This window comes from Mesorhizobium sp. M0195 (assembly GCF_040322115.1).
Taxonomy (GTDB): Bacteria; Pseudomonadota; Alphaproteobacteria; order Rhizobiales; family Rhizobiaceae; genus Mesorhizobium.
In genome coordinates this window covers 17,690-41,592 of sequence record NZ_JAMYSV010000024.1, presented here as the reverse complement: position 1 = coordinate 41,592, position 23,903 = coordinate 17,690, and the positions used below count along the sequence as shown (strand labels likewise).

14 protein-coding genes are annotated in these 23,903 nt (G+C 60.5%); 5 read left to right on the top strand and 9 right to left on the bottom strand.

The window, feature by feature from the left end; all coding sequences use genetic code 11:
- A complete protein-coding gene (scpB, locus tag NKJ12_RS27990; protein WP_352615659.1) occupies positions 1–705 on the top strand; it encodes an SMC-Scp complex subunit ScpB in 705 nt (234 codons plus the stop codon).
- Between the two features lie 63 nt (positions 706–768).
- Here the strand turns inward: scpB and NKJ12_RS27985 are convergent, their stop codons facing one another.
- The 3 genes from NKJ12_RS27985 to NKJ12_RS27975 are packed head-to-tail and all read right to left on the bottom strand — an operon-like array spanning position 769 to position 4,281.
- Positions 769–1,749 (bottom strand): TniQ family protein, encoded by a 981-nt coding sequence (locus tag NKJ12_RS27985; RefSeq protein ID WP_352706539.1) that lies wholly within the window; start codon positions 1,747–1,749, stop codon positions 769–771.
- An 11-nt stretch (positions 1,750–1,760) separates the two neighbouring features.
- On the bottom strand, positions 1,761–2,639 hold the full coding sequence (locus NKJ12_RS27980; protein ID WP_352706537.1) for a TniB family NTP-binding protein: 879 nt from the start codon (positions 2,637–2,639) through the stop codon (positions 1,761–1,763).
- Position 2,640: 1 nt separating this feature from the next.
- Positions 2,641–4,281 carry a TnsB C-terminal domain-containing protein gene (locus tag NKJ12_RS27975; protein ID WP_352706535.1) on the bottom strand — a complete coding sequence of 547 codons (1,641 nt, stop codon included), beginning with the start codon at positions 4,279–4,281 and terminating at the stop codon, positions 2,641–2,643.
- Between the two features lie 130 nt (positions 4,282–4,411).
- Between NKJ12_RS27975 and NKJ12_RS27970 the strand changes: the two genes are divergently transcribed.
- The 4 genes from NKJ12_RS27970 (at position 4,412) to NKJ12_RS27955 (ending at position 8,355) form a co-directional block, all read left to right on the top strand.
- The gene (locus NKJ12_RS27970; RefSeq protein WP_352706533.1) at positions 4,412–5,461 is read left to right on the top strand and encodes an RHE_PE00001 family protein; all 1,050 of its coding nucleotides are present in this window, start codon (positions 4,412–4,414) and stop codon (positions 5,459–5,461) included.
- A gap of 436 nt (positions 5,462–5,897) precedes the next feature.
- Positions 5,898–6,494 (top strand): hypothetical protein, encoded by a 597-nt coding sequence (locus NKJ12_RS27965; RefSeq protein WP_352706530.1) that lies wholly within the window; start codon positions 5,898–5,900, stop codon positions 6,492–6,494.
- Positions 6,479–7,156 carry a hypothetical protein gene (locus NKJ12_RS27960; protein WP_352706528.1) on the top strand — a complete coding sequence of 226 codons (678 nt, stop codon included), beginning with the start codon at positions 6,479–6,481 and terminating at the stop codon, positions 7,154–7,156. Before NKJ12_RS27965 ends, NKJ12_RS27960 begins: the two co-directional genes overlap by 16 nt.
- Positions 7,153–8,355 carry a hypothetical protein gene (locus NKJ12_RS27955; RefSeq protein WP_352706526.1) on the top strand — a complete coding sequence of 401 codons (1,203 nt, stop codon included), beginning with the start codon at positions 7,153–7,155 and terminating at the stop codon, positions 8,353–8,355. Before NKJ12_RS27960 ends, NKJ12_RS27955 begins: the two co-directional genes overlap by 4 nt.
- Before the next feature lie 65 nt (positions 8,356–8,420).
- Here NKJ12_RS27955 and NKJ12_RS27950 read toward each other — a convergent pair whose 3' ends face one another.
- The 6 genes from NKJ12_RS27950 to NKJ12_RS27925 all read right to left on the bottom strand — a co-directional run bounded on the left by NKJ12_RS27950 (position 8,421) and on the right by NKJ12_RS27925 (position 23,893).
- Positions 8,421–12,194, bottom strand: coding sequence for an AAA family ATPase (locus NKJ12_RS27950; RefSeq protein WP_352706524.1), 3,774 nt, complete (start codon positions 12,192–12,194; stop codon positions 8,421–8,423).
- A 118-nt stretch (positions 12,195–12,312) separates the two neighbouring features.
- Positions 12,313–14,082, bottom strand: a complete 1,770-nt coding sequence (locus tag NKJ12_RS27945; protein WP_352706521.1) for a hypothetical protein — start codon at positions 14,080–14,082, stop codon at positions 12,313–12,315.
- Positions 14,079–17,237 (bottom strand): SNF2-related protein, encoded by a 3,159-nt coding sequence (locus NKJ12_RS27940; RefSeq protein WP_352706520.1) that lies wholly within the window; start codon positions 17,235–17,237, stop codon positions 14,079–14,081. Before NKJ12_RS27940 ends, NKJ12_RS27945 begins: the two co-directional genes overlap by 4 nt.
- A gap of 4 nt (positions 17,238–17,241) precedes the next feature.
- The gene (locus NKJ12_RS27935) at positions 17,242–20,541 is read right to left on the bottom strand and encodes a DUF499 family protein (RefSeq protein WP_352706518.1); all 3,300 of its coding nucleotides are present in this window, start codon (positions 20,539–20,541) and stop codon (positions 17,242–17,244) included.
- A gap of 65 nt (positions 20,542–20,606) precedes the next feature.
- On the bottom strand, positions 20,607–23,399 hold the full coding sequence (locus tag NKJ12_RS27930; protein WP_352706516.1) for a DUF1156 domain-containing protein: 2,793 nt from the start codon (positions 23,397–23,399) through the stop codon (positions 20,607–20,609).
- The gene (locus NKJ12_RS27925; RefSeq protein WP_352706514.1) at positions 23,396–23,893 is read right to left on the bottom strand and encodes a hypothetical protein; all 498 of its coding nucleotides are present in this window, start codon (positions 23,891–23,893) and stop codon (positions 23,396–23,398) included. The genes NKJ12_RS27930 and NKJ12_RS27925 overlap by 4 nt, the downstream gene beginning before the upstream one ends.
- Positions 23,894–23,903 lie beyond the last annotated feature (10 nt).

Here is a 23,903-nt window from a genome sequence, read left to right as displayed (position 1 = left end):
ATGGCGGAGAGTGCGGCGAGGCGACGAAAAAGTGAGCAAGGAGGCGAAGGCCTCTTCGACCGCGAGCTCGACCATCTGCCACCGGAGGCGCGCTGGCGTGAATGGATGAACCGCGTCGAGGCAACTATTTTTGCTGCCAGCGAGCCGGTCGGCCGCGAGACGCTGGCGCGGATCGTCGGCAAGACTTGCAGCATCGATCTTCTCATCGACGACATCCGCGAGGAGTTGCGTGGCCGGCCCTATGATCTGGTGGCGGTCGCCGGCGGCTGGAAGCATCTGACGCGGCCGGCCTATGCCGACGCCATCCGCAGTGCATTTGGCACGGCCACCGGCGGGAGCGGGCATGCCAAAGACCTCACGCAAACCGAAGTGCTGGTGCTGATGTGCATCGCCTACTTCCAGCCGATCACCCGCGCCGAACTGTCCTCCTTCTTCGGCAAGGAGATCAGCCGCGACCTGATCGGCAATCTGCGCAGCTTTGGCTTCATCGCCTCTGGCCCGCGCGCGCCGCAGCCGGGCGCCCCCTATACCTATGTCACCACCCAGGCGTTCCTGCTTGAGTTCGGGCTCGACACGCTGCGCGATCTTCCCGACTTCGGGGCGCTCGAGGACGCTGGCCTGCTCTCGAAGGAAAAGCTGCTGGCGGGCGACATCATGCCGGGGTTCGCCGATGACGGCGACCCTGGTGCCGTCATGGACGAATAGTACCCGCGCCAGGACTGCCACCGATCATCAGGGTTGTGGAACTCGGAGCCTGCGGTGACGCTTTCACGTGGTTCGATCACCGGCCACGCGCAGATAGGCCGTCAGCACGTCGGCAAGACCAGCACAGGGCTGTGGTGGGCACATGGATCTCGGCCTCGTCTGATGCTTGCCCAGGAAGTCGGCGAAGCGGGCAATCAATTCGTCATGGCCGCCCGCCGCCAAGATTATCCGACGCCGATGCGCGACTGCGGCGTCCTCGTGTGTCACAAGCCAGTCCAAACGTTTTGCCGCGAGCTGATTGAAGCAGCGAATGCGTGCGGCGGTCGAGAGATTCGTAAGGGTTCCCCCCAGGCCGATATCGGCGCCGACGGGTGCGCGTAGCACGCGCGAGACAACATCGATGGTTGCCGCCGAATCCGTTGCCGATTCCACCCGGCATATATCCGCGATCGCGCGTTCCAGCCGACGTGCGGCCGCGTTGACCCCTGCCTTTGGGGCAGCCCGCAGATCGAAGCCGCACCGTGCGCAGAAATGCTGAGGGACAAGCTCGACCTGGTCGAACGACACAATTGCGGTGCGGCAAGCGGGACATCGATCTCGAAGGCCGCAGCCATGCGCGGAGCAGGAGATTCGCGACGCCAGGCGCCACCGCCGCCGGAAATAGGGCGCCTCGTCGCTGGCGAGGCAGAGAGGACAATACTGCATCCAGCTCGAACGGTTCCGGTGGACGTTCTCGCGCAATGGCAGCAGGAGTGGCGTCAACGCCGGTTCAGCCATTGCCATTGCCGATATCGTTTCCTGACGAACGTTCGTCCGATCGGCCAGCAGGGCGGCTGCCTCCCGCGGAAGCTGGAGATCGAGACGGGGCGACCACATCCCTTCACCCAGCCCGAGGGCGCTGGCGAACGACCGCGGCGCGATGCCGTTCGCGAGGGCAAGGCGGTGGAGCCAGCTCGACAAAAGCTCGTCCGGCTGCGGGTCAACGGAAACAGGCCACCGATCCCGAACGACATCCCTGTAACGCTCGCGGATCTCGATGGCCAAAGCGCCGCCGGTCACAGCAGTTCGTTGCGCAGCGGCGCCCGGCGGCGCTTCGAGACGGGAATGTAGTGTAGCGCCTCGAGGCCTGATTTCGTGATGCGCTCGGCGCCCAACCTTGCCGCGGCCACGGCCGCCGCGGTGACGATCGCCACGATCTCGCCGATCAAACCTTCGGAAAGCTGGAAAATCGTTCGTGCCAACGGTTCATCGGAGAGATCGGAAGCACGCGCGAGAGGCAACACGCCCTCGAGGCTGTCGAGGAGTGTCAGGAACTCTTCGCCGTATTGCCACCGCGGTACGGCCTGCAGCTCGAACCTGCTCGCCATCTCGCTGGTCTCGTTTATGAAATCGTAGACGGCGACCTCGCCGATCAGGACCGGGGAGATGTCGAACTGACGGCCGATCCGCCTGAGGAAGGCAAGAACCGCCTCGACGTCGCGAGCCCGGCCACGCAGGGCATTGTGGAATTCGTCGAAAATGAGGATCCTGGGCTTCAGGCTGCCAAGCAGATGATCGATCTGCTCAGCCTTGCGGCCGATATCCCGATTGTTGCCGACCGGCGCGCGCAGCGCCTGCAGAATGCTTCCATAAAAGTGCGCAAGGCCGGCCCCCTCGCGCGTCTGAACCACCCATACCCGCTGCCGCTCGGCGGCTCTCAGGCGTTCCACGGCAAATCGTTCCGCGATCATCGTCTTACCGTTGGCATAGGGTCCGACCAACATCAGCCCTCGCGTCCGCAACGCCGGCGGCCGGGCGAGCAACTCGGCAAGACGCTCATGCGCCTGCAGCGCCACCTGATGCCCGACCCATCGCGGCGCCAGGATGTAGGCGATCCGCTCTTCCATGCTTTGGTCGAGATACGGACGAACGTGGTCGAGCAAATGGTCCGCCACGTCACCAGTCCTCGACCGCCAGACGGCGCTTCTGGCGTACCGGATGCTCGGCGGGTGCCGGCGTCGCCGGGCGCATCGCCTCATAGGGTTTGGGCGCTTCGGCTGCGTGCGCCCGGCGGACCGCATTGCGCACGTCCGCCTTTGAAAGTTTCTGCCTGCCAGCGATTTCCGCAATCCGGCGGCGCAGCGTCACCTTCTCGACGTCCGACCGAGCGTTTGCGGCACGTCGGCAAACACGATCACCTTCATGTTCCCACAGTGTGATCGGTGTAGTGAGCCCGTCTCTTCTCGCCACCGGCCGGAACTCGCGTGTGTCGGGATCCCGGATGTAAATGTGGCTGATGTCGCGAGGGTCATATCTCATCTCGAGCCGGCCCAGACGGTCCCGCCGCGGGACGAGACTGCCTAGCCATGGTGAAAAATAGTCCAGCGCGAACTTGCTGACGCCCTGCGGCGAGATGCGCCTCTCCGCCCCAGGCATGAATGCCAGCAGGACCCGCATGGGATCATCGTCGAAGCGGGGCAAATCGTGCGCCAGCCGGTTCCATTCTGTCGCCGGTACCTTCAAAGTCTTTGCGTTCTCCTGCAGATTATGATCGATCACGGCGAGCGCGACGCACCGCTCGAGATCGGCGAAGCTGAGACGGGCTCGCCGCTGCGCGGGGTATTCGTCACGGTCCGCCACGGATCGTCCCGTCGAGCCGGGTTGCGTCACAAGCACGGCGTTGAGCTTCCCGAGCAGCCTTTCGACGACGCCGCCCTGGTGGACGCGGCCGCTATCCCGGTAGCGGACCCGAATACCATAGTCCTCGCATCCACGTTGGAAGGCGTTCCCTTTGAACTCCTTGGCCGAGTCGGTGACGATTAATCGTGGTCGACCGAACATCGGCCAACCATGCTCGATGCCGCGCGCGGCCAACCACGCCTCCCTCGGACACATGGCGTGCGCCAGGCAGAGCGCGACCGATAGCCCCGACGGCTTCTCGAGGGTGAGGCAGATGCCGAGAATGCAGCGGGTCGCCACGTCGGTGACGATCGTGAGATATGCCCGGCCAATGAACGTTCCGCCTCCGTCGACGACCTCCACGAAGTTGATGTCGGTCGGCGTGTGATCGATCTGGCAGACATCCAGTGGTCGCGCCGCATGAATGTATCCTGGTCGCGGTTTGAGCCGCTGAAGGTGCTTTGGGTTTGCAGATCGCTTCTTCGCAATCTCCTCGGGGCTAAACAGCGTGGGTATGCGGCGGGCTACAGTAAGATAGGAAGGAGCTGCCAGGCCGGCCTCCTCGCAGCGAGCCCGGATCTCGGCCACCGCGGGAGCGAGCGGCGGCGCCTCCAGCACCAGCCACTGCTCTCGCAACGTTGTTGCGACGATCGTCTCGATGCCTTGATCAAGGCGCTTCTTGCGGCTGCCATCCAGCCGAGGCAGCAGCGACGTCACAGTTCGATCGATGCGATAGCGCGCCAGCAGATTGTAAATCTGGCGGGTGGAGAGACGCAGCTCAGCCGAGGCTCGCTCGATTGCCGCCCGGCGCGGTCCAAGATCGTCGAGAATTTTGTCGAGCTCGCGCGCGACACGACGTGCCGCCAACCGTGTTTCATCAGATCGCGATGAGCCAGGAGTGGCTTTTCGGTTGTGCATGGGGCGTGGCAAATCGAGCGTCAGTGAAATCGTTAGCGAAAAACTAAGCCCGTCCTAGCGCCCAAACCTAACCGGCATATGACGTTCGGGCGTTTGAAATCGGGAAGTAAAAGCGACAGCGACCGAGGTTTTGGTCCGCCTCGACGAGCGGGTCGCCCGTTCGCCGGTCCGCGACGGCTTTGTCGAGCGCCAGCATTTTGCCGACGCGGCTTCCGCGCTATGGCTCGAGGGCGAACTCGTCCACCTCGAGGACCTCGTGCTGCACGACGCCCACATGGACATCCGAGCCCCGACCCACGAACTCACCCGGGCGCACGCGGTGCTGCGAACCCGTCGGCGGATTTTTGCACAGAAGCCAGACTGGGCGCTCAGCCGCGATGGTTTTTTGGCGCTGACCGGTCGCGTCGGCGCCATGCCGGCGGCGGGCCAAAAAAGCCGGGACGGGGAGGGGGCTGAAACTGCCCCTGTGGAAGCCGACGATCGCGATGACGCTGAGGCCGACCGGCTAGCCGAAGAATTTGCCGAGATCGATGCCGTCCTGGCGCGCTCGTCCAAGATTCTCAGCGGCGCCGACGTGCCGGCGAAAGCGGCGCGCCCGGACGACCGGCCGGACCTGATTTATGATCTCGACTGGAATGAGGAAGAACGGCTGGCCGAATGGCAGGCTGTGCTCGCGGAAACGCGGGAATTCCCGGTCGTGCTGCGCGGGGCGGTCCTGCTCGAAGCCTGGTCGAACATCGAGGTGCTGCAGCATGCCACGTGGCTCGGGCCGCTGCTCGTGGCTGCACTGCTGCGACAGGAAGGACTCGCCGCCCACCATCTCGCCAGCCTGCATCTCGGCGCGAAAAACATTCCGCGCGAGCGGAGGCGGGCGCGCAATCGCGGCGATCGGCTGCTCGCCTTGCTCGATGCCATTCACGACGCAGCAGTGGCTGGCCTGAAGGAACACGATCGGCTGGTGCTGGCAAAAAGCCAGATGGAGCGGCGGCTCAAACAACGGCGCGCCAGCTCGAAACTGCCCGACCTGGTCGAGCTGGTACTCTCGCGGCCGCTGGTCTCGACGGGCATGATCCAGGAGCGACTAAAGGTGACAAAGCAGGGGGCGCTCAATCTTGTCGGCGAGCTCGGCCTGCGCGAGATGACGGGCAGGGGAAGGTTTCGTGCGTGGGGGATCGTGTGATGATGGTTTTTGGACGATAGACGGGCTGATGCTGGCGGCTTGTCAATAGTGTGGTCGGGGATTGCAATGCCGTCACTAAAAACAAACCTGGTTAAATGAATAGATCGGCTCCCAAGCCGACCAATACAGCGGACGCCATGCAGCCGCTTTTCGAGGTGGCCAGCACTTCGATTCTTAACACACCCCGGGAACCGAAGCCTTGCGGCCTGCACCTCTGTCCGGATGGCTGACCAAGGACTCCCGGGGCCACCGGCCTGAACCGGGCATCCCGCCTGAGGGGCCGGATTCGGGTCTTTTCGGCTGATCTGTCAACAAAGGAGCGATTCTGCAAGCGTTCGTCGACGCCTTGCGATCCTCTCAGGTTGGGGGATCGAGGTCACCTGTGCATGTGGCGTACACCGTGCTAGTGCAGTCTTGGGACGGCACGGGGCTTCACATGGACAAGCAGACTAAGGGTGCATGGGTCATCCATCACGGCAGGAAGATTTCGGGCGACCAGCGTGGCGCGTCGGAATACAGCGCGATAGACCTTGCGGCGAAGGCGGCTTCGCTGCTGGTCAGGCTTGCGGAGAGCAAGCAAGCGGACTTGAACAAGAGCCAAGTGATAGCCGCTGCAAGGATCGGCGGCCTGAATCCTAAGACAGAGCTTCAGGCATGCCTCACCCAGCTTCAGAATCGGCGGGTCATCGACGTCGCCGCTGACGGTTCGGTTTCGGTCATTGGCGTGACCGGTCGCACCGCGCTTGGTCACGCCTCGGACCTTTTCGACGAGAACGAGCCCCAGCCCTTCGAGCTCGCCTCCATAGGCCTGGCGGAGCTGGCATCGTCCTCGCCCGTCGGCGTGAAGGCTGCGTCCGAGTACGTCGGCGACACCTATAAGCTCACCAAGAACGATACCTCGGATTTCCTCGGCCAGGCTTATGGCATCGGGTTCGTTGACGCCGAGGGAGAAGGCGATGACCGCCTTCTGTTCAACGGCAACCTGTTCCGCCGGAACACAGCGAAAAGACCAAGAAGGTGCTCGACTCGCTGACCCCGGCCGAACAGGCAAGCCTCCAGCAGTTCGAGCAGCTGCTCAAGGTGAAGGGCGCGGTCGTAGCCACTCACGCCAAGAAGATGCTTGGCGCCCCACTGCTCTCGAAGCTGCAGGCCGCTGCCGTCTTCGACATTAACGTAGTTTCCAACGAGGCCGGCGAACACGCGTTCATGACGTCGCCAGGCGCGTTCCACAAGTTTACCAGTCCGCTGATCGACGACGCGTTTGACCATGCCAAGGCGCTGGTTTCCGCTCTCAGCTACGGCATGTCGCAGAGCACGCCTGTCCGCGGCCGGATTTGGGGAGTTGAATTGATCCTTGCCAAGCTGCTCCGGGGCGAGGCGGTCGGCCCAGCTCCTGCCATCGGGAGCGACTACAGGGCGCTGGAGTTCGAGCGCGTCGTCCAGATAACGCGTACCGGAAACGGCTATTTCACAATGCGCCTCCTGAAGATGGAGGTCGGTCAGATCGCCTTGCAGGTTCTGAAGGGTGGCGATGCCGCCGCAGCGGCGCTGGAAGTGCTTCCGAGCGCTGGCATGAGCGGGTACACTCCTCCGGAAGCCGCTCGGACGGATTTCCGGACAAAGAAACAGGGCCCTCAAAGCAAGTCGCAGATGCGGACGCTGTTGAGCGCCGTACGCGGTGGAGGCAGCCTATGATGGCCACGGCAAGCGGTGCAAAGGGTCTGAAGACCGAAGAGCTGGTCAGAGCCTATTTCCTCCGTGCCGGGTTCTTCGTTATGCGCGGAATCAAGCTGCGGCATGATGGCGTCGAGCTGACCGACATCGACATGTGGGTATACGAGCGTTCAGCGACGCTGGCCCGGCGGCGCACTATCATCGACATCAAGGACAAAAGGACTCCGCAAGCCGCGGAACGGCTGTTCTTCGTCAAGGGAGTGGCAAGCGTCATCTCCGTCGAGGGCGCAGGCGTGGCCACGACCGACAGCCGCCCGATGCTCCGGGAGCTGGCGCGGAAGCATGGAGTCCTGTGGATCGACGGGGCGGACCTCCAGCGCCTCAAGAACAGCGACGCGCTTTCCGGACTGAACCGCATGACCGAAGAGGAATTCAACGGCGAGATCGCCGATATCGACAACGCGAGAAACGGTCGCGTCTTGAGGGACAAGATAGACGAGGTGAAATCCGCTGTCGCCGACAAGTTCGGGCCGTCATGCGCCAATACCGCGCTTGAAGGCTTCCAGCTGTTCGCCCGCGAGGCCGTGAACGCGCATCCTGCTTCCGCCGCCGCTCGGGGAGCCGGACGCCTCACCTATCTCGCAGCCGCCATCGCTGCCGCCGCCTTCGATTTCGCGTCTGCGGACACCGCCCTCAGACCCTCTGCCGAACGCGTTCGACACATGACCGACGCCATCCGTTTCGGGGCGAACACCGAGGGAGCACTCGCTAACCTGCGGTGGACCGAGGCTGCGATCAGGGAATACTTGCCGAACGGCGCAGGGCTGGCTCAGGTGGTCCGGGAGAGATTCACGGCGGAGCTGAATGCGGTTCCTGCCGAAGCACTGGCAGAAATCGTCATCAGGCTGAGCAATTCGGAGAAGCTGTTCAGCATCGCCAAGTCCCTTGAGAAGGCCGCCTACGCGTCACATCTCGTTTCCTTCGATCACCTCGACGCGGACACAAAGGGATTTCTCGGTGCGTTGCTCGACTTCGGCGATATCAGCCGACCGAAATTCGCGGAAGGTTGGACAGGCCATCCGCAGGCTGACACTGGCATATCCGGCAGATTCATTGAAGTTAAGAACGACGGCCGAAAGGTATCGGATAAGAGCGAGGAAGGCTCTGATAAGAGGAAAACCCCTCCGGCTCCGGGAAAGAATCAGCGCCGTCTGCTGTGACGGCCGGCCTCGTCAATCGTGCGGCCGCTGCCTCACGCTTTTGAAGCCTGACATTATAAGCCGCGCTACCGAGCGGCCCCAATGTCGAAAAGCTTATGGACGAGCCCATCGATGTTGTGGGAGTCCAGCCCCTCACTTGAACCGTCTTCTGTGATGATCAACCTTCCGTCTGGTGACGTCTCGGACCACCGAGCAAAGCCATTCGCACGGTATAGCGTCTCCTTCCTAGCCCACCGATTACGATAGGACGGGAGGTCTAGCCTGCCGCAATGCTCCCAATACCAGACCTGCTCGCCAGCCGTGACGCGAAAGTCGGCCCAGCGCCCTCTGGCGTTGTCGGAGAACGGCAGCGGCGGCTCCACCTCGTAGATCAGTAGCCCGCGCTGCTCGAACCCATACAGAATGTTGGCAATCGCCAACTCCGATTTTGAGCTGACATATTCGCCACGAATGGTGCGATGCTTGAGGTGCTCCTCAAGGAATCCCCGCGTCTGGTGGATGATCCCGGCAGGCAGGCCCGTCGGTGGTATCGTTCGCTTGGGATCAGTTTCGCGCAGCAGGTTGGTCGTCCTCGCGCCGACATCGGAGAAGGCGTCGTGGCGGTAGGCGAGCACCCGGTCGAATCCTCCTTGGTGCAGTATCCAGATGCGCTCGGTCTGCCGAGTTAGCGCCGTGTAGATCATCTCGCGCGACAGCAATCGGCTGTTTGCTGGAAGGACCAAGATGACAACGCCGAACTGGCTGCCCTGCGCCTTATGAACTGTGACAGCGTAGGCCAACTCTAGATAGGGCTGGCCGTCATCCCGAAATGCCGAGCGTGAAAAGCCGAATGAACGGTCGCTACGTCCGGCGAATTCTACATTCACAAATTTGGGGTTCGCGTGACCATAGGCAGTCTGCCCCGTAACAAGTCCGATCTCGCCGTTCGCAATGTATTCTTTCTCTTTGGGACTATAGCCCGGCTGGTACTGATAGGCTTCCCGCTTGTGATTTCTGACGCAGATCACCTTGTCCCCGTAGGTGATCTGTTCGGGTCCCTGCGGCTTGACAGTTCGGAACCACTTCTTTCTCCAAGATACCTGGTTGGACCTGATTGCGCCGGCCAACCGTTCGGCCCGATATCGGTCCTTGATGAGCCGGTTAAGATAGATCGATCCACCGGCTTGCGCGCGGTTGACGGATAGAATCTGCCAAGCCTCGGCCTTCGCGGAGCAGCCGGAATCGAAGTTGAGATAGCCTTTGGCGTTCTTGGCGGCGCCGAGCGAGGTTTCGATATTCGCAATGACGTCTCCACGATCGTTAGCCGCGAACTCTGTCTCGAAGATCGACTGAACCAGCCCGGGCAACTCCGCCACGGATTCCCATTGCCGCAAGCGAAGGTGATGGTCATCGAATCCATCGAGCGTCATGGCAGCGACCTCGTCCTCGCCCGGCTCCAGATGGCGTCCCGAAAAGATTGCCGCAAGCTGCGCATCGCTTCGGTCGCCCCGCTGGCGCATCGACACAGTGAGTTCGGCCACACATTGAGGGTGGTGGCGCCGAAGGTAGGCGATGATGTCGACGAACGGACACCCGGCACCGATCGGCGGCAATTGGTAAGGATCGCCGACCAGGATGATCCGGCATGTGGGTGGTAGCGAGTCGAGCACGGCCGCGAGCATGTCCTCCGTCAACATCGACGCTTCGTCGATGATACAGCAGGTCGCCCCGTCCTTGGCCGCGCCGGGATTGGGAGCGTAGCGGCCAGTCTGGATGTCGTATCGGTCGAAGGCGAGCAGGAACTGCGCTATGGTGCGCGCTTCTCCCGGACGGTTGGTCTCGGTCCCCAACCTCACGCGGGCCTTGCCCGTTGGAGCCAGAAGCAATACGCGCAAGCCGACGATTTCCGGCCGTTGCAGCAGCAGTTCCAGAACCGTCGTCTTGCCCGTTCCTGCCGGGCCGACGAGCATCGCAATCCGCGAACCCGCGAGCCGCGCCAATGCCGTCGCTTTTTCCTTGCGCGCTCTCGCTTCGGTTTCGACGTCGCCAGGCGAGGAACCGAATTTATCCTTCAACAGTGCGGACCAATCCACTGTTGTGGCGGCTGTGGATATGGCAGCTCGTTCTTTGACAGCCTTCTCCAGCAGCTTACGGTAGGCGACATATCGGTCGAGCTGCGCGGTCGGATTCTTGTCGCCCGGCCCGACCTCTACCTGCGGGGAAAACTCGTCGCGGAAGAGGTCCAGAAGGTCGGCGTCTAGTGGAAGCGGGCGGGTCAGCGTCAGCGCGGCGGCTTCCTCCGCCAGCCGGTCGGCGGCGACGATCGTGTTGCCTCTTCCAGCCGCCTCTTCGAGCAGCTGCGCGGTGGCTGCTCGCAGTCGGAAGCGATTGTCGTATTCACCGAGATCCTTACAGCACCCACCCGGCAGGGGGTGAGCCTCGGCGACAACGGAACCCGGCAACAAGCCGCGATCGACGGTGGCGAACGCGACAGGGTCCTGTTGATCGCGGTCATCTTCGAACAGCCTGTAGGGATTCTTTAACAGGTCCGACGACTCTATCCGGCTGGTCGCGCGAGAGGCCTGATCCTTAGTCAACTCGAAACGGGCAAGGAGTTGGAGAGTGTCGTAGCGCGCGGCGTCGCCCCTGACCTTGGCCCATCTCTTTTGCAGCGTGGATGTGATCGTCGGCGATCCTGGCGGAGCGGCGCGGCGGCCGGACAGGATCTCATCCGCCACTGGCCAAGGGTCCTCGTTCGATTTCAAAATGCCGCTAAGCGCGATCGCGAACAGCGTGCCGTTGAAGCCGCTGTGCAACGTCGACAGGGCAACGCCTAGGCCGGGCGCCGGTCCTTGAAGTCGCCACAGGTTGGAAAGTTGCTCGTCGATCCATTCGATCTGCCCGGTCCAGGGACCGTCCAGCACCGTCGCGATCTTCTCGAAGGCGGCACGGGCGGCGAGCAAGGCTGCGGCCGTAGCTCCATGGCTGACGTGTTCGCTGCCGTAGGAGAACTGGACTCGTGCGTCCTCCGGGGCGAACGCGACATAGTCGGCGGGATCGAGCGTTTCGTCGGCAGCGGCCGCGCGTAGGATGTCGTGATAAGGCAGGACGAAGCCTCCACCGTATCCTGCCAGGTCGCCTTCGCCCTTAAATGGACGAAGGCTATGTTGGACAGACCGCTCCCATACCATCGCCCTCAACCGGTTATCGGGCGTAGTATCGGCAGGATCGTAGTCGTATTCGAAGATGCGGTGCTTCTTCTCCAGGATCGCCGCACCAAGCAGCACGCGCCGTTCGTCGTCGCAGAGCGGTGTTCGCGTCGCGTAAAACAGCACCAGGCTCTGATGCTCGACCAAAGGTTCGGCGAACGCGTCCAGCAACGCCTTCTGGTGATCGTGATGCTGGACCCACGACGTGTTCTGGAGGAACGGTGGTTCGGACGGCTCGCGCTCGGGGTCGATCGCAAGCTCCAGGTCTGCGGCAAGTGCAAAACCGCTCTCGCGCAGCATCCAGCGGTAGGGGATCAACTGGGCGCCGAAGGCGGGCAAGTGCAGCGTTTTGGGCCGCATATGGCGGTGATCCTCGCTCCACGTCGAATAGCTCATCACGCTCTGGATGGTGTGGTTGCGCGGGGCGAGGAAAGCGGCGCTAGCCTTGATGCAAGGCGGGATCTGGGCATCTGTCAGGTCATCGAAGGCTTCCCCGGCAAGCTGAATTTCCACAGGGTCCTTGCGGCCCTCGGCTATAAGTCGAAGCGCCAGGCACGACGCGTTGCCTAGGGGGTCGTCACAGACGTGGCCATCCCACGCCCGATCATGCCAAGGCACACGGACCGAGACATGACGAACTGCTGCACTCATGCGTTCTCTCCCCAAGCCTTCGTGAAACGGACAGACTCCGCGTATTGTGAGCGCCGCCCCCCAGCTAGTTAAAACGGATCATTCTGGCCGATTGAGTAGCCATGAGTGGGGTCCGCCGTCAGTCGTACGCGTCCTTGCTATCAAGGTAATCGGCAACGCGGTTTGGTCTGACCGGAAGTGGCTCCGCGTCGGCGAACTGGCTCGGCAAGCGAACTTCCGGTCCCTCACCGAAGGGAATCGACAACCCGTAGCTTATCGCAAACCGTCGAAAATCGCTGGAAGCCAACCCTGTCATGTCCAAGTCCTTAGGTGCCGCAACTTCCAATAGCTGGTACGGCGGAACGCCGGCCCCAAAGTGCCCAAACTTGTCATAGGTCGAACTGATCGCGGTCTGGTACCAAGCGGAAGGAGCGCCGCCGCCGCCCAAGAAAACGACGAGTGGCGTCATTCTCGTTCTATCGAGACCGCCAAGACTGCGAATGTTCTTTCGTGTAGTGTGATGGTCTTGAATTGCGTCTTCTTGCCAATTTCGACCATCCTTTTGCTTGGCCGTCATAACGACCTTCCCGACCAACTGTCTCACGCGATGTTCGAAATCTGCCAGGACTTCAACGTTTCCATTGCTGACTAGTCGCTTGAGTTTCTTGTCGTCGATATCACGTGGTGAGCCTGACCCGAGCGCCGAAGCCAAGGCCGAAATTCCGAGCGGCGATACCTTACCGGAATAGAAATAGACTCGGCGCTCGCCATGGTGATTCAGGAACTTGAAGGCTACGCCATCAACCGTTCCGCCACCGATATCGAAATAGACATAGATTCCTGCGACCGCCTCCCGCGACATCACGAAGGATTGGACTGCAGCCGCTATCTCGGGAACCGCATGAAAATCCGAAACCTCGCCCTTGAGACGATCAACATCCCGCCGATAGGCGGAAACGGCTTCCCCCACGGTTTTTGGGAGCTTGGCGTTCGCAACCCAAATCCACGAAATACCCAGCACCCTGCGAAAGGTGTCGATGGCTACCGAATCGTAGTGTTCCACCGGAACGCCGATATTTGCCGACCAGACAGGAACTCGGTTCCTTAGCCTGTCACGTTCGTGCTTGCGTATCCATTCCTGGCTGCGTGAGAGCACCTTGGCAAGAAACCAGCTAGCGAGCGCACATGTGGCTTCCCTGCTGCCAAGGTCGACGCCATCGACGACAGGCAAGTCTTCGCCAATTGGCGACCCGGCGAGCCTCATCTTGAGATATGGCACCAGCACCGCTCCGCGCGGAGCCTGATCGGCGGTATAGAGCGTGCCCTTTTTATCCACCGCGACGATGGACGGCAACAAGGCGTCATGCGCCGAGGCAGCATCGAAGGTCACAAGGAATGAGTCTTCCGTCCCAACGTCCCGGAAGCAAACCTTGGTGAAGCTCGTGCCGAAGTCGATGCCGAGATTCAGGAAGACCTGGTCTCGTCCCGTGGATCGCGCGCTAGGTTGTCCTAACCCATCCCCGGAGCGCTTCTCATTGTGTTCAGCAACTAGACGTTTGGCGGCGCGGCCGGCCCCAACGACCAGCCGTTTGACTTTGGCTACCGGAGTCGGTTTCTGCGTCGATCTCTGCCCATTCTTTGGCCTGGAATCGACCGTTTTTCGGGTCGCCTTGCTCTTCTTGGAGGCGGGATCGTAGAGCTGATCAGGTAGCTGCCCGGACGTTTGTGAAACCGTTGGCGGAACTTCGGTCGGCAACGGCAGACGCTCGGCGGGGAATTCCGTCGGGCCTAGAGGAGCCACTTCATCGGTCGGGACCTCTATCTCATCGAGGGGATCCGTCGCGCTGTGCTCGCCAAACAGCCGGTCGCGGAGAGTAAGCAGTCTTTGTCGCCAATTACCAAGCATCATTCCACCCTGATTACCCCGATCGCCAACGGAACCATCGTTTCCTCGACGTGACGCCTTCTGGTTACCCGCTCGATCTTTGTCTTGAGTTGCTCTTCCTCTTTGCGGATGAGACCTTCCGTCATCGGAATGGGCTTGAGATTACCCGCAACTTTGAATCGCTGGATGCGCCCCCCGAGTTCATCCAGTCGACGTCGCGCGAATTTTTTGGCGCTGGTTTCCTGCTGTTCGCAACGGACAGCGTTTTCCGCCTCAAAGTCCGAAAGCCGTTCGCCGAACATGTCCGCCAGATGCTGTTCGCAGACCGAAGCGGCTTCGAGCACAGATTTTATGTCTCCGATGACGTTCTGGGCGTTGGGAAAAAGGGAAGCGGAGCCTGCTGCAATCGCGATGAGTTCTTCGGAACTTGAATTGCTCAGGGGTTCCGCATCGCCGATACGCAATGCGCTAAACGCCAGCGTCTCATTGGATCTGACACCCGCGAATGACCACCGATGCGCGGAAAAAACATAATCCCCAGGCGGGAAGCTGGTCGCTCCTGACGGCAACTTGAGCGCTGCCACCCGATGAAGCTGACTTCGATCGGACTCATAAGCGTTTCGTATCCATTGTACCAATGGATGGCTCGGCTCGATGAATTCTACGTCAGGACTGACATCGTCAGTTTGGCGAGGATCGAACAGGCACAATATGGGCTTGTAGCTCTGGTGCATCCTTGTACGCGTTGCCGGCCTTGCCTCAGCGACGAAATAGCCGAGGTCCCTGCGGGCTTCCTCCGAAAGCGTAATCCGCGCTGAATTGTCTATCCGCGAGTTCGGTTCGATCTTGGTGCCAGGATACTTCCTGGCGAAGAAATCCTCCACGAGCAGTCTGAGTTCGGACGCGCTCAACCAGCGTCCCTTACTGCGGCTGTCTGTAATATGTTCAAGGATATAGTCGGAGAATCCGATCAGGTTGACGGCCTGCTGCTCCAGTTCATGTTGCTGCTTCTGCGTATTGTGTATCGCGAGCTCGGCCACCTTGGCTCTCCTGTCGCGTTCATCGTCAGACAGACGGGGGTTGAGGAGATCGAGCATGATCTGCTCGGTCATCTCGCCCAAAATCTCCTCCATGTCTCCGATGCTCTCGCTGAACACCTTGATGCGGTCGTAAAGCCGCATCAGGATTCGATCTTCGATGGTGTTGGTCACCACTAGATTGATGATCGAGATCCGCTCCGCCTTCTGACCGAGGCGATCGAGACGCCCGATGCGCTGCTCGATCCGCATCGGATTCCAGGGAAGATCGTAATTGACGACGAAGCGGCAGAATTGGAGGTCGATGCCTTCGCTGCCGACTTCGGACGAAAGAAGCACCGAGGGTCCTTCCGACAGTGCAAAATCCTGGATCACCGCGTCCTTGGACGAGCCCATGTCGCCCATGATCAGTCCCGCCCTGATCCCGTCGGCCTTTAGCCGCCTGGCGAGGTACTTCAGCGTCCCGCGATAGAAAGCGAATATGACGAACTTCTCTGCTGGATCTTTCGCCAGTTCGCCCGCGAGGAACTCTCTCAGTGCACGGTATTTTGCATCATTTTTTTCCAGTTCCGCCAGGTCAAAGCCAAAACCGTATGCAACCGGAGCCTCGCTCGCGCTTTCGGGCTGGTCTTCGCCGTTCTGCCAGTCATTGCGGCTCGTCCCTTCGATCAGGCCGGTCGACAGACCGAAGTCTTCCCAAAGCAGCTCGTCGATCAGTTCCTTCTCTTTCCAACTCTCCAGTGCCCCCACGATAGAACTTGCCATTTGGCGCTGGCGGGCAAGCAGCGAAAACAGCGATACCCCGGTCTTGCCGACGGACTGGTCGCGAATCCTTTTGGTGACGTGATCGTAAATGGCTGCTTCAGCCTTGCTGAAGACGACGTTCAGGACCTGTGGCGCCCGCACGACGTGGGTCGGCAATACCTCCCTCTTGCGGCTTCTCGTCATGTATTGCGAAAGCAGAGACCGTGATTCGAGCAGGCGTAGCAACTCGACACGTTTCTCGGAATCCTGTGCGGCCTTATCGATTTCGGATCTTATTCGACGAAGCACCGCATCCTTTTTGAAGTAATCTGATTTTTCAGCATCCATTATGGCCGCGCGTGCCTCGGCAACGTCCACTGGCTGCCGCCACAACGCTCGCTGCGCTCGTACGATCTGGGAATTGGCTGCCAGCATTTCCTCAAACAGCGACGCGTCGTAGAACTGGTCCTCGTCGATCAGGCGAAGCAATTGATAGAGATTATCGCTTTTGATCTGGATCGGAGTCGCGGTCAGCAGCACCAGATGGCGGGACGCTTCGCGCAACAAGCGGCCAAGGCGATTGTTCGCTGTCGATGGATTGCGCAGATAGTGAGCCTCGTCGATGATGACATGGTCGAAGAGCGCGAACTCCTCGGTCGCCGTATTCTGGTCAAGCAGCCTGGCAAACCGCGCCCGCGTGCCACCAACGCTTTCATCGAGGAATCTCGCAGGCGGCCGAAGGCCTTCCAAGCTAGTAATGTAGACGAACGCATCGGAAGACCGACGACCGGCGATATCCTCTCCCTTCTCTAGGAGATCCTTTGCAGAGATAATCTCTCCGGTGATGTTGAACCGCTTGCGCAGATCGCCACGCCACTTTTGCCTCAACATGGCCGGACAGACTATCAGCAGCCGCCGTGCTGAATGTCGTGCCTGGATTTCCTTCCATATGTATATTGCTTCAATGGTCTTCCCGAGACCAACCTCGTCGGCGATCAGCATGCGGCCAACGGGCGATTCGATGAACCGCATCACCGGCTTGAACTGGTGCGGATAGAAATCGGTATTGCTGGCCTCCATCGAATAGAAGACGTTGGTCAGATCCCCCTTGATCTTCTCGAATGTCAGGACCCGCCGCAGGTCGCTTGGGGTTCCGAACCTTCCTGCCTTCAGGAGGTCGATGAGATCCGTCTCCTCGACGACGGGCTCCAGTTGCAAATAGCGTTTGAACTGCTTTTCGTTTGGGCCGAAGTCCACTTCGACCATCAAGAAAGTTCCGGCCATCCTTGTTCGGCCAGTCGTGGCGCCCTGGCGGCCCGGATTGTCCCGCAGGCAAACCTTCACACCGCCTTTTTCCGGATCCCAGCCAGTTGGAGATTCCGCAGCCGTCGTTGCCACGTCGCTACTCCACCTTCTTGTCGATGAAGCCCAACGTCGTTGCGTTCTCCATCAGGGTCCGAACCTTGCCGCGGTCCAATCCGGAATGAACTTCGGCGTCGATCTCGAGCTTCAGGGACACGTCGCTTCCAGGCAGCGTCGTCAATTGCTCGATGATGCCCTCGACGATCTGACGGAATTCATGGGCCGGTCGTCCCGGCGAGATCATAACGGTCCCTATGAAGCGTGTCGGCTTCCGCTCCTCTATGGCCGTCGGCGCTGCCGCCCCTGCACCCAGGGCTCCAGGAGCCTCTTCCATCCCGCCGGCGCCGCCTCCTCCAGTAGGCTGCACAACGGTTTCACCCTTCGGGCTGGGTCGATTCGCCTCGGCGACATCGGGCTTGATGATGACGCTGTCGCTGTCGATCACCACCGCGGCATTAGCCGCGTTCTCGATCGCCAGACCGATATAGGACTGCGTGGCCTCGTCATACCGCTCGGCGTAGGCGAACGGGCCGGGGATTATGTTTGAGATTGCCGATCTGACTGCATTCGTCAGCACGGTCCGGTTCTTGACGCGCGGCAGGTACGTGTAACGATTCAGGTATTCCCACAGATCCTTCAGCGAGAGATGCGGCTTGCCGTTCCAGATATATTTCTGCAGGTCGCGGTCGAGCCGGCCGGGTCCGAGTTCCGGCATCAATCCTTCCTCGCTGACCAGCTTCTTGCTCGCCCGCGAGAGAACCCCATCCTGGGCCGCGATTTTGCCCGTCATCCATTCGATGTCCTTGGTCGCATCTTCTTGGATGGGGTAGATCAGATAGCACCAGGATTCGCGCATGCGCGTTTTCATCGTCTCCTGCGCCTCGGTTAGCTTGGCTTTGGCCAACGCTTCGTCGCTCTGCGTCAGGTTGAGTCGATCGGTGTCCCGCACTATCTCGCCCCAGGCGAGCGCCGAACGCATGGCTTCCTTCAGCCCGTCAATCTGCTTGGTCTCGGCCGCCAGAAACACCAGCGTGTTGCGATAGACGCGTGGCGCGGAGCTGCGCTGCAAGAGAACATCCTTGGCCTCGGCCATCGCCTCGGAACCGTCGCGTCCCGAATGAGAGTGCGCCACGCCCAGAACTACGCATCGCACGCCCCCTGCCTCGTCTGGGACCTCGCCCGAACCAGCCGGAGCAACCTGCACGGCATCGAAGAGGCCGCGATCGGCGATGCCGTTGATGTATTTTGTCAGTTCTTTATCGATGGTTACGAGAACCAGTGCCTCTTCTATCTGCCCGGCGCGATCGGCCGCGATACGGTTCAAGCTCGCCGACATCGAGTACCAGTGCTTGCCAAGATCCGAGTGCATGAATTTGGCCTGGTTGGTCAGCCGCCGCAGCGCATCACCGAAGATCGCCGGCCGCTCGCCGGGCTGCACAACGCCGAGATTGATCTGGCGATCGTCCAACCCTTTGTTCTGCTGGCCGTGCATGGGCGCGGAGCCCATGAAGATGGTCCGTGCCACGCGTCGCGTCGCCGAGTAGCGATTTAGATTCGGAGCAGACTGGTCGATCTTGTAGGGCGTCGACATGGTGCCATCGACGTCTCCCGCGATGATCGCCTGCCAGGAAGGCTCCAGGTAGTGCAGCAGCTCGGGCTCGACCCGGGCGGAGCTGATCGCCACGCTGCCCGGCATAATCATCACGGAAGGGTCGTTGTTCATCCAAAGCTCGTGGATTGCCTGCGCCATCAGCCGTAGCACGCCACGTGTGCGCTGGAATTTTTCCAGCGAACCCCAGCTGACATAGAGCTGGTCGAACAGCTCCGGATGGATCGGATACGCCTTCTCCAGCTTGCGGCGATAGTCCTCGTCGGCCACCCCCTGCGGGAAGTCGTTTGCGTTCTCGCGATAGAGCTTGGCGAATTGCTTCAGCGTGTTGTCTCTATGATGGAACCGGTCGCCAGGGATTTCCTTGAACAGCCGCCGACGGACGATCTCGTAGCTCTCCTCCTGGCTAGCGGGTCGCCATGATGACTCGACACGAGAAAAGGTCTGCTTGAGGCGCGCCAGCGCTTCCTGTCCGCCTTCACCGCCGACCTCAATCTGGCTTGCCGGAAGCGAGGCGACCAGCAGCGTGCCGGGGCTGGTCTTCACCGCCTCTGTGAGGGATTGGACGAAGGACAGGTTCGCGTCGAACGAACCGGATGGCAGCCCCTCGACCTTGTAAATCTGGCGGAGGTACGCGACCCACTCGTCGATCAGGATCAGGCAGGGAGCGAACGTCTTGAACAAGGATTCGAGCAGGTTCGAGCCGGGCGCAATGCCCTTGGCGTCGTTCTCCGCCACCATGGCGAAACCTTCCGCACCGCCGAGCTGCCAGGCAAGCTCGCCCCATGTGGTTCGAATCTGCAATCCATCCTTTGTCTTCAGAATATCCTGCGGCCCGCGCGAGGTGCCCACCAACACAGCTCGGGCTATCCTGTCAGGAACCGTCAGCCCTTCCTTCTGCAGGAGTTGATCAAGGCCGGGCAGGTCGCGGGCGGGGGTGCCGCCGGCCATATGATAGAGGGCTAGCATCGAGTGGGTCTTGCCGCCGCCGAAATTGGTCTGCAGTTCGACCACTGGATCGCCGCCACTGCCGGATAGCCGTTTTGCTGCTCCGACGAGCAGCGTCGAAAGTCCGTCGGTCAGGTAGGTGCGGGCGAAGAATTCCTTAGGATTGGAATATTCCGAAGGCGCTGAACCATTGTGCACCTTGCCTAGGTCAGCGGCGAACTCGGCCTGTGTGAAGATGCCGGTGGCGACGTCCTGGTGCGGCTCGACCACCTCCCGCCATGGCACCAGCCCTGCAACGGTTTCCACCGAGATGTCGGACCGCTGCGTCTTTCGACGCTCCTCATTGCGCTGCAGCTCAGTGAACTTCATGCGCAGGATCGTATCGCGCATAACTCCGAGCTTTTCGGCGGTGTCGCCGGCGCTAATCGAGCTCAACAGCCGGCGCATCGAATCCAGCGCCCGCTCGGCGTCATCATAGGTGAAATTATCGTTGTGCGAGAGCCGGTTGCGAACCTCGAGCAATTCCGAGACGAACGAGCGCTCCGTATGGCCGAGGACGTTGGCGAAAGCCTCCTTCCAGTAGACCATCATGGTCTTCAGCAGGCTGGCCTGATCCCAGACCACAGCGCCTTGGGCAACGCGAAGGCCGTTGATGCGCTCCACGACCAGCACAGGCCAATGCCCGGTGAGAGAGGATTCGAGCCGCTTCTCGACAAATGGCGTCAGGGCTTCAGGTAGAAGCTCCATGCCCTCGAACACATGCTGTCTTGCGCTTTTTGCCATTGTTCTTGCCCCTAGCAATCATCATGTCGAAGCCGTATCAGGAGCTGCCCGGTCCTGACGGGCAGCTAGACGGCCATCGAATATTGCCCACCACGCTTCGCAGTTTCGGAACTCGCGGCAAGCCGCGTCAGATCCGACCACACGGCGATCAGCGCGTTGTAGGAAGTCGCCTCCTTGGCGTCCTTGCGCTTTTCGCAAATGTTATAGAGGCAGTAGGCGAGGTCCTTGACACTCTCGGCCATGGCCGGACCGATCGCTCGGATCAGCACCGCGGCGTCGTTTTCGCCACCCGTCTCCAGCGCATGGACGACATGCTGGCAGCACTCCCAGACCGTGAGGTGCTTGTCTTCAGCAGGGTCCCACTCCTCCTGCAATTCCTCGCGTTTGCGGATTCGCACCTTACCAGCCGAGCTCTCCAGAATGCCGGCGTGTTTGCCGCTCTCGACCGAGACGCCGCGACCGCGGGCAATGTTGTCGGCCGTGCCATAGGGTCCGGGGCCCATTCCGAACTGCTCGAACCAGGTGATGGCGAGGCGCGTATCAGCATCAAACTCGCCGACTACATCGCTCAGATATTCGTCGACCTCGCGGTTAATAAGCTGAAGCGCGGACTTCACGCTCATCCGCGTGTCGTCGCGTTCGAGCACTGCCGAATGCCGGCTGAAAATGCCCATCCCGGGACCGATGGAAGCCTGTGGAATGTCCGACGGTGCGATGTTCGCTGCAAGCAGTTCACGCAGCGCCTCAGGTAGCTCGCGTTTCAGTTCTCGGACGAACTCGGCGCGGGAGATGATTCCTGCGTCAGTTCGCTTTTTTCGACAGACAAGCACTACCGAGTTGGCAAGGGCGTTTGAGCCGGAGGCGCGCATTCGATTTGCGAGTTCAGTTCGAAGTGGCCAAGTGCCGACCACGGCATATCCCGCTTCGATAACGGCTTGAAGGAAAGTTGCCCAACCTGTTGAGCTGATGCCTTCGTCCTGAATTTCACTCTGTTTGAAGGCGTAATAAATCGCCGCAGGATATGTATCTGATGCGCCAGAGGCCATTCTACTGATCGCATCCCGCATACCGTCCATGAAGAATGCCTCGGCAGCATCCTTGCTGCGATGCCGATAGGGTGTAGCCACGAGCTCCTCGCGCTTCGGTGTTGCGAGCATGCTAAAAAGATCTGGATAGACCTCCTTCAAGGAGGGCTTCAGCCAGCAAAAAAAGAAATCAGAGAGGTCTGAGTATCCTATGTTGTCGTAGTATGGAGGATCTGTGGATATCACAGATCCGGGCAAGTATGTCATTGTTTGAGCATCTTGATTTAACGCAGATCCAAACCCTGAAGGGATAAAACGCTCGATTACTTTTATGATGCTTCTGAGACTTGTGCGAAAGTCTCCCGCAGCTTCATTAAAAAGATTATTTTCCCCGAAATCCCATAGCATCGGGATCGCCTGGCGACCGAAGAGATTTCGCACCTGAGTTTTGGACGACTCCCATCGGCATAGCGAATTCTGGATATCGGACAGGCGGCTAACTCCAAGACTTAAATATACACTTACCGCTTCAGAATAAGCTTTCGCGCCGTTGCCGCCGTCGCGAAGGGGAATTTCCTCCGAACTGGCCATTGCAGTTTGCGAGTCCTTTACAATTTTGACGCGCACTTGATGCAACAGTTCACTGAAAGTGTTTAGTGCTACTAGCTGGCGATCTGTGAAGAGGTCGCCGAAGGAATGCATACCGTAGTCCGGGGGGGTAAATGCACGACGATCAGGAGATATACGCATTTCGGGTCGCGACTTCGGGACCGCAGACCGCGCTACTTCGTATTGATTGTCATCAGGCGCCACATATATCCGCCCCTTACTTCCCTCCGCGACGACAGCAATCAAGGTGGCCGGCAATGGAGAGGACTTCGCGGCTGCCCTTACATGGTTCATGGTGATGGCTGCGCCGGACATAAGACAGACGAAATTTGCTCCGCGACCGGCCTTGGTTCCCTTAGCTGCCTTCTCTAGTTCAGCAGCCGTGCCGCCCTTGCGAATTCTGTACGAAATCGTCTTTTTTGCCCTATCTATAATTGGTTCAATCCACGTTTCTTGGCCCTTCTTGCTTGAAAGCAGAAAGCTTGACGCGATCGGTACCTGCACATCCGCAAAAGCGGGATCTGGACTCGGTACCGTCCGGGCCCAGATCCAGGCGATCACGGTGGCCTTTCCCCCTCCGTATTCCTTCGGCAGGTCGACCTGTGGATAGAGGTGGCCGATCCGCTCGAATGCCTTCTCGCGCATCCATTCGCCGTAATAGCGCACATCCTCCGCCAGCCCCTCGGCGTTGCGGTAGTGGTTGCGCTCCTTGCCGCCCGGATGGACCGGCGACATGTCCTTGAACTTCGGTGGAATCTCGATCATCGCCTTGCCGATCATCACCGCGACGGGATTGAGATCGCTGCCATAGGCTGGAAGGCCTAGCCGCTGAGCTTCCACAGGGATCGAACCTCCGCCGGAGAACGGATCATAGACAGGCGGCAGCTCGCCGCCACAGCTCTTGCGTATTTCAGCCCGAGCGCGCTCCAGCACCTCCTCGTTGGTGCTGTTTTCCCAGATAACCAGCTCCTCGATGATGTCGAACAGCCGCTTGCGCTCGGCCTCGACAGCTTCCGGCGTCGTGAACGTTTCCGGATGGCTCGACGGATCGTCCACGAGTTGAGCGAATAGCACCGCCCGGCACGCCGCTAATGGGCGCCTTGCCCACCATAGATGCAGGGTCGAGGGATGGCCGTGACGGATCGATTTCTCCCGCACCGACGCCTCGTTGATCTTCTCCAGCGGAATCGCGACTTCGATGAGTTTCTTTTTGGGGGAGATCATGGCTGTACCGGAAATTGAATGATTGAGGGCACGGCGACCAGTTCCGGCCCCCGTGGCGGAGCGTTCTTCCGCCAGCCGCCCTTGATGGTCTTGATGGCCGAGATCGGCAAATGCTGCGCCTTCGGCAGTTCGAAGAGGCCCTTTACGTGCCAGAACACTACCCAATAGCCTTGGTTGTCGGCGGCGTACTGTTCGGTCGTGGGCGGACGATGGGCCATGCCGAGCGGGTGCTTACCGCTGTTGCTCTCCTCGCAGCCGATATACCATCCGCCCCAACAGACCTTGAACGAAACCTTGGCCGGCAGGTGCTCATCAGAGGGATAGATCAGCACGCGCACGGGTGTGCCGCCGCGCATTTCTTCTACATTCCGGAACAGCTCCCATTTCCTTGAGCCGAAAGCGACGAACCCTTCCTTCTCGGCGATACCTTTTCCTGATTGCAGGTGCTCCAAGGGCACCGGCGCCAGGATGGCAAAATCTCCCGTGACGGTCATGAAATTCCCC

What these genes read in the sequence shown, in the direction of transcription:
- NKJ12_RS27935 (WP_352706518.1), bottom strand. Translation starts at nt 20,541, where the DNA reads ATGGCAAAAAGCGCAAGACAGCATGTGTTCGAGGGCATGGAGCTTCTA.
- NKJ12_RS27965 (WP_352706530.1), top strand. Translation starts at nt 5,898, where the DNA reads ATGGACAAGCAGACTAAGGGTGCATGGGTCATCCATCACGGCAGGAAG.
- scpB (WP_352615659.1), top strand. Translation starts at nt 1, where the DNA reads ATGGCGGAGAGTGCGGCGAGGCGACGAAAAAGTGAGCAAGGAGGCGAA.
- NKJ12_RS27950 (WP_352706524.1), bottom strand. Translation starts at nt 12,194, where the DNA reads ATGAGTGCAGCAGTTCGTCATGTCTCGGTCCGTGTGCCTTGGCATGAT.
- NKJ12_RS27955 (WP_352706526.1), top strand. Translation starts at nt 7,153, where the DNA reads ATGATGGCCACGGCAAGCGGTGCAAAGGGTCTGAAGACCGAAGAGCTG.
- NKJ12_RS27945 (WP_352706521.1), bottom strand. Translation starts at nt 14,082, where the DNA reads ATGATGCTTGGTAATTGGCGACAAAGACTGCTTACTCTCCGCGACCGG.
- NKJ12_RS27925 (WP_352706514.1), bottom strand. Translation starts at nt 23,893, where the DNA reads ATGACCGTCACGGGAGATTTTGCCATCCTGGCGCCGGTGCCCTTGGAG.
- NKJ12_RS27930 (WP_352706516.1), bottom strand. Translation starts at nt 23,399, where the DNA reads ATGATCTCCCCCAAAAAGAAACTCATCGAAGTCGCGATTCCGCTGGAG.
- NKJ12_RS27975 (WP_352706535.1), bottom strand. Translation starts at nt 4,281, where the DNA reads ATGCACAACCGAAAAGCCACTCCTGGCTCATCGCGATCTGATGAAACA.